Below are 9,491 nucleotides of genomic sequence, written 5' to 3'. Positions count from 1 at the left end.
AAATGTGACTAACAATTGACGAGATACCTTGTATCTCTTTAATTCGCTTGGCTTTTGTTCAGTTTTCAAAGAACTTGTTTATCGCTTTTAACAGCGACTTGATTATCTTATCACTTCAATATTTTAAAGTCAACAACTTTTTAAATTTAATTTTTGAAGTTGTTTTCCGTATTTAGCGACAAGAAATAATATACCACCATTCAACAAGCTAATCAATACTTTTTTATAAAAAAACGAAAGAATTTTATATATCAATATAATAAATTGAAAAAATACCTTTAAAGATGTAGGATAACCACCTCTAAAACACTTTATTAATATAACGGTTCTTCTTAAAAAGTAAGAGTGCTTGTAAAACTTGTACTAATTATCATAACGCTTTTCACTTAATATAGCTAGCGAAATTGGTACCAATTTTTCTTTTTTATAAATACCCTATATTTATTTCGTTACCACGTAGAACATTTTAATAAACATATAAAAAGACTACCGCTCCATTAGCGATAGCCCCTGAAATCTTATTCACTTACATGATGTTTACGCATTTGCGGGAATAACAATACATCTCGAATGGACGGTGCGTTAGTTAATAACATGACCAATCGGTCGATACCAATTCCTAATCCACCAGTTGGCGGCATCCCATACTCAAGTGCCTCCACAAAATCCTCGTCCATCATATGAGCCTCATCATCCCCTTGCTCACGCTCTACTAACTGTTGCTCGAAGCGTTGTCTCTGATCGATTGGGTCGTTTAACTCAGAAAATGCATTTGCATGCTCACGTCCAACGATAAATAACTCAAAACGATCTGTGAAACGAGGATCCTCAGGGTTCTTTTTAGCCAAAGGAGAGATCGCAACAGGGTGTCCGTAGATAAACGTCGGCTCTATAAGTTTCTCTTCAACAAAGTACTCAAAGAATTCATTCACTACATGACCATAAGTCATCGTATCCTTGACAGGTACACCGTGCTCTTTCGCTAGGGCTCTAGCTTGCTCATCCGTCATTTCCTTCCAGAAATCCACACCAGAAGCTTCTTTAACAGCATCAACCATATGCAATCTCTTCCATTCTGGCTTTAAATCAAGCTTGTACTCCCCATAAGTAATAGAAGTAGTTCCTAAAACCTCTTCAGCGATATGGGCAATTAGGTTTTCCGTTAGACTCATAATATCATTATAGTCTGCGTATGCCTCATACAATTCAATCATTGTAAATTCAGGGTTATGACGTGTAGACACGCCTTCATTTCTGAAGACTCGCCCGATCTCATATACCTTTTCCATTCCACCAACAATCAAACGCTTAAGATGCAACTCAATGGCAATACGCATAAACAACTGCATATCTAACGCATTATGGTGTGTAATAAACGGCCTGGCAGAAGCTCCACCTGCAATGGAGTGCATAGTTGGTGTTTCTACTTCTAAGAAACCTTGACCATCTAAGTAACGGCGCATGGATTGAAGGATTTTACTTCTTAATATGAATGTTTCACGAACGTCAGGATTCACAATTAAATCCACATAACGTTGACGGTAACGCTGTTCTACATCTTTCAAACCATGAAACTTATCAGGTAGTGGACGTAAAGACTTTGAAAGCAATTCAAAGTTTGTTGCTTTAATCGATAGTTCTCCTACCTTTGTTTTAAAAGCTACACCCTTTATTCCAACAATATCGCCAATATCAATTGTATTAAAAATAGCATATTGTTCTTCACCCACAGAGTCCATACGAACATAAATTTGTACTTGTCCTGTTAAATCTTGAATATGAGCAAAGCCAGCCTTACCTTTACCGCGCTTTGTCATCACACGTCCAGCAAAAACTACTGAATGACTTTCCTCCTCTAATTGTTCCTTCGATTTTTCACCAAATTGCTCTGTTAACTCTGTTGCGGAATGGGTACGCTCAAATTTACCACCAAAAGCATTAATACCTTGCTGCTCAAGCTGTCTTAACTTGTCCCTACGCACTTGCAACTGATCGTTTAATTCAAGTTCTTGACTCACACTATTCATCTCCTCTTAAAAACTAACCATGAATACTCTATTAAAAATCACTATGGCTTAAAATTAAAAAAGTTATACCTATTTATAATCCTATAACAAAAATAAACGGAATGCTATGTAGAAAGACTGCTAGTTCATGACCAGCAGTCTAATGTCTCAAACGGATTATAGAAAAATCTATAGAAAAAGTCAAACAGCGTTCATTTCTTACCACTTTCAATCCCGTTTGTTTCTTGAACAAAAGCATTAAAAGCTCTCAAGATTTGATGAGAAGTTTTCAATTGAGCAATGAGCCACCAAACCTTTCGCCACCTCTCTCAATAACCAACGATATCTTCCTCCACCCGCAAATGAATCCAGGCTCCACCTCTCAAACCGATCGAACATCTGAAGTCACACTCATATACGCATCTTTCTCCCATGCTAGGTTTAGGCACAAATTCACTTTTTCTATATATTGAAATGCCTCATAAATGCTATGACCGTTTTTCTAGTGGCAAAAGAGCAAATCGAACACCTTCAACCGTTTCGATATCAACCATTTTTTAATAAAAATTAAAGTACCTATTAAGATTCCTTCATTATTTCTTCTTTTGTTATATTTAATAATTCTACAACTTGATTTACGATATAGTCATCGGGCATCCGGTTACCTCTTTCTATTTCACCAAGAACAGAAACAGATATGCCTAATTCTTTCGCAAAACTCTTTTGGGTATACCCTTTTAACTTTCTATAAGCCCTTATCTTTCTTCCTATTAATTCGGGATCCAAAGCTTAACATCCTCTCTATCTGGTAATGATTGAGCAATCTCTTTTACTGTTTGATGCACATTCAATAATAAACGCTCTGGCACTAATTCAGACAAAGGCACCATCACAAAGGCACGCTCATGCATCCTAGGATGAGGAATAATGAGGCCTTCCTTCTTCATTTCCTCTTCAGCGTAAAGAAGAATGTCAAGATCCAATGTCCTTGGTCCAAAACGTACTTCACGTGTACGGCCGCATTCTAACTCTATGGACTGAGTCACTGCCAATAATGGCACGGGGCTTAATGCGGTCTTGACTTCTATCACCATATTCAGAAAAGCAGCCTGCTCAACATAACCAACAGGCACCGTCTCATATATATTCGATTCACGGCAAACTTCAATATGTGGATGTTCTTTAAGTAGTTGAATAGCTTTTCTCAAGTACTCTTCACGAATCCCCATATTTGAGCCTAATGCAATAAAAGCTTGATTACCCAATTTATTCACCAACTTATCTTCCCCTCTTTATTTCGACAGCGACAGAGCGATAATGTCCAGCAATCGGTGGATCTGGCTTAATTACTTTTATTGTACAAGAAAAGAGGAGAGGAAACTTATCCAACAGGACTGCTGCTACCTTCTCTGCTACCGCCTCTACAAGTTGAAAAGGTTCGCCCTCAACAATTTCTTTTACACATTGATAAACTTCCCCGTAATCAATGGATCTCGTTAAGTCATCATTTTGCCCTGCCTCATGTAAATCAAGTTCTAAAACTAAATCAACCTGAAACCTTTGTCCGAGCACCTGCTCTTCTTTAAAGACACCATGGTAACCATAGAAAGACAACTCATTTAAATAAATTTTATCCAATTCTAGCACCACCTTTTCCTATCATCGCATCCATCATCTTCGTCATTCTTGTCATCTCTTTAACATCATGAACACGAACAATTTGGCAACCTTGGGCAACTCCATAACAAACCGTTGCTCCTGTCCCCTCTACCCTTTCATCTACAGGTAGATTTAATGTCTTAGCAATCAGCGATTTTCTTGATGTCCCCAACAATACAGGATATCCCAATTCAACAAAATCATTGAGGTGTCGCATCGTTTTTAAGTTCTCTTCATAAGTCTTAGCAAAACCAATACCCGGGTCAAGAATAATATGTTTTCTCGGTACACCTGCTTGTAAGCAAATATCTATACTTTCTTGTATGTCTGAAACCATATCTGTAATTAAATCTTCATACGGAACTTTCTCACGATTATGCATTAGAATAATAGGAACCTGATATTCAGCAGCTACCTGAGCCATCCGCTTATCTTTTTTTGCCCCCCATATATCATTAATAATCGAAGCACCTGCCTTTAAAGCAGCCTCAGCGACATCCGCTTTATACGTGTCAATTGAAATCGGTACATTCAGTTCCTCAGCTATCGCTTCAATGACTGGTACTACTCGATTCATTTCTTCTTCAATCTCCACATACTCATAACCAGGTCTAGTCGACTCACCACCAATATCAAGAATATCAGCCCCTTCAGCTACGAGCTCTCGAGCCCGGTTCACAGCTTGTTCGACCTGATTATATTGTCCACCATCTGAAAAAGAGTCCGGTGTGATGTTCAAAATCCCCATTACATATGTGCGATCTTCTACTAATAATTGTGCGTTTCTATTTGTGCTCGCTTCCACGCTCCACACTCCTTACCACTAAAATTCCGTTCGACTTGAGTAGCGTTTTCTTTTAGATTGTTCATATAATAGTGCCAGTTGATTAAAGACTGGCCTTTCGGTGTAGCCATATTCAAAACATAGAGGGACTAACTCTTGAATCGAGTTTGTCATAAAGATCTCATCCGCTCGCTGAAGTGCGTCCAGCGAATATAAACCTTCTTCTACCTCCCTATTATCTTTTTTTAATAATGTTATCACAAATTGTCTTGTAATCCCGTTTAATATGCCTGCTTCAATCGAAGGCGTGAAGACTTTTCCGTTCTTCACCCAAAAAATGTTCGATACAAGACCTTCAGCTACATAACCATCTGCGGTTAAAAAAACACCTTCAACATCTGGGTCATGTACACCTAGACTCCTTTTCGCCAACAAATTATTCAGGTAATGATGCGATTTTAATCGTTCAAGTCCCTCAGGCGTATTTCGGCGTAAAGGGGAAATTTTTATGATTTTCGGCTTGTCTCTTTTCGGAGGCAACGGCTTCATAAAAACAGCCAGAGTAGGCTCTTCATAAACCCCTGAAAATAAACCGATTTCATTTGGTCCCGCCGAAACGTTCCACCGTACATACGCATCCTTTAAACCATTCACTTCTAAAAGCTGATGCAAAATAGCGACAGCTTTTTCTTTTTTCATCGCCCATTCTATTCCTACTTCCTTCAGACCAGCTTCTAAACGACGAAAATGGTCATCCAATAAAAATGGATGACCATCATATATAGCAAAGGTTTCAAATAATCCCACACCATAAAGATAGCCATGATCAAAAATAGATATGTTCGCTTCTTCTCCTGGAATTATTTGATCCTTTAGATAGATGTACATGAACGAGACTCCTTTTTAGGGTAAGCCTTTAAGAAGTTCCTTAGCAGCTGCTTACCTTCGCTAGTCATAATCGATTCAGGGTGAAACTGTACGCCTTCAATCGCCAACTCCTTATGACGGATTGCCATAATCTCCCCTTCTATCGTCTCGGCTGTTATCTCAAAACAATCTGGTAGCGTTTCTCTTTTAACAATGAGCGAATGATAACGAGTCGCAACAAAAGGACTAGGAATCCCTTTAAAAATCGTATCACCGTCATGGTTCACTTCAGAGGTTTTACCATGCATTAACCGCTCGGCACGAATCACATCACCACCAAAGATCTGAGCAATGGATTGATGACCTAAACAAACACCAAAAATCGGTATCTTTCCTGCGAAATATTTAATTGCTTCCATACTTATTCCCGCTTCATTTGGACTGCATGGTCCCGGAGAAATCATTAAATAATCAGGGGCTAATAACTCTATTTCTGCAAGTGTGATTTGGTCATTTCTCTTCACTATAAGTTCTTCCCCCATCTCACCTAAGTATTGTACAAGGTTGTAAGTAAAAGAATCATAGTTATCAATCATTAATATCATATTTCTTCCCCCTCAGCTCATCTCAACTTTTTTTCTTAACTCTTCTTCACTCAACTCTAATGCTCGCCATAACGCCTTGGCTTTCTTTAAAGACTCTTTATATTCAAAGTCCGGATTGGAGTCAATGACGACCCCTGCTCCAGCTTGGATATACGCTTGATTATTTTGGCAAACAATCGTTCTAATCGTAATATTTAACTCCATCTCTTGATTAAAACCAATCCATCCAATTGAGCCTGTATATAACCCTCTACGAACGGGTTCTAACTCCTCGATAATTTCCATTGTCCTAATTTTTGGGGCACCTGTAATGGTACCACCTGGAAAAGTAGCTCGAATTACATCATATACATTATAGTCTTCCTTTAGTTTAGCACGTACATTTGAAACAAGGTGCATAACATGAGAATATTTTTCAATCACAAGTAATTCGTTCACCTCAACCGATCCGTATTCAGCAACTCTCCCTAGGTCATTTCTCTCTAAATCAACTAGCATCACGTGTTCAGCACGCTCTTTTTCATTCGATAAAAGCTCGTCAGCCAGTCGCTGATCCTCAGCTTCATTATTACCCCTAGAGCGTGTGCCGGCAATCGGCCGTGTGCTTATTTCCTGCTGGTGCTTTTTCACTAATAATTCAGGAGAAGCACTCACAAATTGGAAATCTGGTGTATGAAAATAAGACATATACGGAGATGGATTAATCTCTCTAAGTGTATGGTATACGTGCAAAGGCTCTGCGACCATCTCCTGTTGATGTCTAACAGACAGGTTCACTTGAAAAACATCACCCGCTGAAATATAGTCTTTAATCGTATTCACAGCTTCAGCAAACTTTTCTTCTGTCATAGAAGGATGGACAGGCCTCGTCTCGCTGTGAAGCCCCCTTGAATGCCAATCTCTAAAGCCCTTATCCTGTCTTTGCCATTCCTGTTTGTAGAAAGACTTCTTCATTTCAAGTGCAGCCTCATCATGCTCTTCCCCAGTAAAGATCATCCACATTTTTTCCTCACTGTGCTCATAGACAAAAACGTCATGGAATAACATAAAATACAACTCAGGTAGCTTTAGATCATCTTCTGCCTCTGAAGGGATGTACTCAAACTCTCTGACGATATCATAGCTTAAATAGCCGATAGCTCCTCCTTGAAAAGGGGGTAGTCCCTCTTGATACGCCACTTGATAAGGATCCATCTCTACTTCCATTAAATCAAGAAGGGGTCCATGCTTTTTCACTTCGGAATCCCCTTCGATAATCGTTAACTCACGACCCTTCCCACATAAGATCTTAAAAGGGTTTAATCCAATAATACTATATGTACCACCACGACCACTTTCTAAAAGGACATGATGGGATTCATTTTCACTTAATTGTTTATACTTTTCAAACCAGTCCTTCTTATTTAGGTGAAAAGAAGCTGATATTGTTCTCCATTGTTTTTGTTTGCTCACCAATCCAACCCCCGACCTTACCTTTTGCTTTATTTTACCCGACATAAGCTAATAAGAAAAGTCGACTCCACGAAAAAAAGCTACCTTATTGGTTCAGAACCATAAGGTAGCTCTCGTTATATCGATTAATCTTCGAAATTGTATAAGGCAGTACTTAAATAACGCTCACCGTTTGATGGAATAATCGCGACAACCTTCTTGCCAGGCCCTAGCTTTTCAGCCAATTTCAATGCAGCTGCAATGGCTGCACCTGAAGAAATACCACCTAGTATCCCTTCCTCTTTTGCTGCACGGCGAGCATAATCAAATGCTTCCTCTGTTGAAATTTGTACAACCTCATCATAAATGTCTGTATCTAAAATTTTCGGAACAAAACCTGCCCCAATCCCTTGAATTTTATGTGGGCCAGGCTTCCCTCCAGATAAAACAGGAGAATCTTTAGGTTCTACTGCTACTACCTGCAATTCAGGGAAATGCTCTTTCAAGTAGCCTCCTGCACCCGTAATAGTTCCACCTGTTCCAATTCCAGAAACAAAACCATCAATTTGGCCATCTACTTGTTCAAGTAGCTCTTTACCCGTCGTCTCACGATGAATCGCTGGATTTGCTTCATTTTCAAATTGCTGTGGCATAAAATAGCCTTCTTCTTTCGCAAGCTCAGTCGCTTTACGGATCGCTCCACCCATTCCCTCTGGTCCTGGCGTTAAGACAAGTTCAGCTCCATATGCACGAAGCAAATTACGGCGCTCTAAACTCATTGTTTCAGGCATCACCAATTTAGCTTTTAACCCTTTCGCCGCGGCAACCATCGCTAAACCAATACCCGTATTACCACTCGTAGGCTCAACAATCGTGTCACCTTCTTTAAGGTCACCTTTTTCAATCGCCGTTTCAATCATTGCAAGCCCGATCCTATCTTTAACACTACTGCCCGGATTCATAAATTCAAGCTTTAAATAAACATCGGCATGTTTGTCTGACACAAGACGATTTAATTTTACTAATGGCGTTTGTCCGATTAGTTCTGTTACTGAATTAACAACTTTCATAAATGCGCCTCCTAATTCCAAGTAAATTTATTGGTTTTATTAACTTGATAATAGCAAATCTATTCTGATAAGTCAATTAATAAATCCAAATCATAAGCCCAATTTTTGTTAGCTTATAAATAAGCGAAAAGAGCTTCCCTTAATGATGGTTAGCCCTTTTGCTTTATATTTAAACATCACTTATTCGCTTCTTGATAAAGTTCTTCTAAATCCTCTGTGGAGAACTGATATTGGTCATTACAGAAATGACACGACGTTTCAGCTCCACCATCTTCTTTAATCATTGCTCTAATTTCCTCTTTACCTAAGCTTATAATCGCATTGGCAATTCGTTCACGCGAGCACGTACAAGCAAACTCAATCGGCATCGTTTCTAAAATTTTTACATTTTGTTCTCCTAGAAGCGAGTATAAAATCTCTTCAGGAGGCATGCCTAACTCAACCAGCTTTGAAACTGGAGGAATATTGCTTAAACGCTTCTCAATTTCAGTAATGACAGCATCATCAGCTCCTGGCATTAACTGAATGACAAAACCGCCAGCTGCTAAAACACTATAATCCGGATTGACAAGTACACCTACACCAACTGAAGAAGGCGTTTGCTCCGATGTGACAAAGTAATAAGTGAAATCTTCACCTAACTCGCCAGAAATTAAAGGTACACTTCCGGTAAATGCCTCCTTCATTCCAATATCTTTAACAATAGATAATGAACCTTCCTTTCCAACAGCTCGGGCAACGTCAAGTTTTCCATGGTCATTTAAGTCAAAATGCACATGCGGATTCGTGACATAACCGCGCGATTGACCTTTGGCATTACTATCGACAATAATGGCTCCGATAGGCCCGCCACCTTCGATTTTAACCGTTAGCTTTGCCTCTCCTTTTAACATAGTGCCCATCATCGTACTTGCCATCATCGCTCGGCCTAAAGCAGCAGATGCCGTTGGCCAAGTATCTTGTTTCTTAACAGCTGTATTTACCATATCGGTAGCCACTAAGCTATAAGCTCTTACCTTTCCTTCAAATGCGGTTGCTTTTACTAAATAATCATTCATACCTTATACTC

At 39.2% G+C, this 9,491-nt stretch carries 10 protein-coding genes; all 10 read right to left on the bottom strand.

The window, feature by feature from the left end:
- Positions 1–518: 518 nt before the first annotated feature.
- Entirely contained in the window at positions 519–2,027 is a 1,509-nt protein-coding gene (gene lysS, locus PQ479_RS21515; protein ID WP_047990588.1) for a lysine--tRNA ligase, read from the bottom strand.
- 558 nt (positions 2,028–2,585) lie between these two features.
- The gene (locus tag PQ479_RS21510) at positions 2,586–2,792 is read right to left on the bottom strand and encodes a helix-turn-helix domain-containing protein (RefSeq protein WP_047990587.1); all 207 of its coding nucleotides are present in this window, start codon (positions 2,790–2,792) and stop codon (positions 2,586–2,588) included.
- Positions 2,777–3,271 (bottom strand): 2-amino-4-hydroxy-6-hydroxymethyldihydropteridine diphosphokinase, encoded by a 495-nt coding sequence (gene folK, locus PQ479_RS21505; protein ID WP_047990595.1) that lies wholly within the window; start codon positions 3,269–3,271, stop codon positions 2,777–2,779. Before folK ends, PQ479_RS21510 begins: the two co-directional genes overlap by 16 nt.
- A 13-nt stretch (positions 3,272–3,284) precedes the next feature.
- Entirely contained in the window at positions 3,285–3,644 is a 360-nt protein-coding gene (folB, locus tag PQ479_RS21500; RefSeq protein WP_047990586.1) for a dihydroneopterin aldolase, read from the bottom strand.
- Positions 3,637–4,413, bottom strand: coding sequence for a dihydropteroate synthase (gene folP, locus PQ479_RS21495; protein ID WP_047990594.1), 777 nt, complete (start codon positions 4,411–4,413; stop codon positions 3,637–3,639). Before folP ends, folB begins: the two co-directional genes overlap by 8 nt.
- Before the next feature lie 75 nt (positions 4,414–4,488).
- Positions 4,489–5,337, bottom strand: a complete 849-nt coding sequence (gene pabC / locus PQ479_RS21490) for an aminodeoxychorismate lyase (RefSeq protein ID WP_047990585.1) — start codon at positions 5,335–5,337, stop codon at positions 4,489–4,491.
- Complete coding sequence (pabA, locus tag PQ479_RS21485; RefSeq protein ID WP_047990584.1) at positions 5,322–5,921, bottom strand: aminodeoxychorismate/anthranilate synthase component II; 600 nt, start codon at positions 5,919–5,921, stop codon at positions 5,322–5,324. Before pabA ends, pabC begins: the two co-directional genes overlap by 16 nt.
- Before the next feature lie 12 nt (positions 5,922–5,933).
- Positions 5,934–7,418, bottom strand: a complete 1,485-nt coding sequence (locus PQ479_RS21480) for an anthranilate synthase component I family protein (RefSeq protein ID WP_083991359.1) — start codon at positions 7,416–7,418, stop codon at positions 5,934–5,936.
- 80 nt (positions 7,419–7,498) lie between these two features.
- The gene (gene cysK / locus PQ479_RS21475; RefSeq protein ID WP_047990583.1) at positions 7,499–8,422 is read right to left on the bottom strand and encodes a cysteine synthase A; all 924 of its coding nucleotides are present in this window, start codon (positions 8,420–8,422) and stop codon (positions 7,499–7,501) included.
- A gap of 176 nt (positions 8,423–8,598) precedes the next feature.
- Positions 8,599–9,480: an Hsp33 family molecular chaperone HslO gene (gene hslO / locus PQ479_RS21470; protein ID WP_047990582.1), complete on the bottom strand. Its 882-nt coding sequence runs from the start codon at positions 9,478–9,480 to the stop codon at positions 8,599–8,601.
- Positions 9,481–9,491: the final 11 nt, after the last annotated feature.

The organism is Alkalihalobacillus pseudalcaliphilus (assembly GCF_028610675.1).
Classification (GTDB): domain Bacteria; phylum Bacillota; class Bacilli; order Bacillales; family Bacillaceae_D; genus Alkalihalobacillus; species Alkalihalobacillus pseudalcaliphilus.
Note: the sequence above shows the minus strand (reverse complement) of the source record. Positions and strands in the feature narration are given on the sequence as shown.

Bases quoted from the DNA above. Each gene is read 5' to 3' on its own strand.
- lysS (WP_047990588.1), bottom strand. From the start codon at position 2,027: ATGAATAGTGTGAGTCAAGAACTTGAATTAAACGATCAGTTGCAAGTG.
- folP (WP_047990594.1), bottom strand. From the start codon at position 4,413: ATGGGGATTTTGAACATCACACCGGACTCTTTTTCAGATGGTGGACAA.
- pabC (WP_047990585.1), bottom strand. From the start codon at position 5,337: ATGTACATCTATCTAAAGGATCAAATAATTCCAGGAGAAGAAGCGAAC.
- pabA (WP_047990584.1), bottom strand. From the start codon at position 5,921: ATGATATTAATGATTGATAACTATGATTCTTTTACTTACAACCTTGTA.
- PQ479_RS21480 (WP_083991359.1), bottom strand. From the start codon at position 7,418: ATGTCGGGTAAAATAAAGCAAAAGGTAAGGTCGGGGGTTGGATTGGTG.
- cysK (WP_047990583.1), bottom strand. From the start codon at position 8,422: ATGAAAGTTGTTAATTCAGTAACAGAACTAATCGGACAAACGCCATTA.
- hslO (WP_047990582.1), bottom strand. From the start codon at position 9,480: ATGAATGATTATTTAGTAAAAGCAACCGCATTTGAAGGAAAGGTAAGA.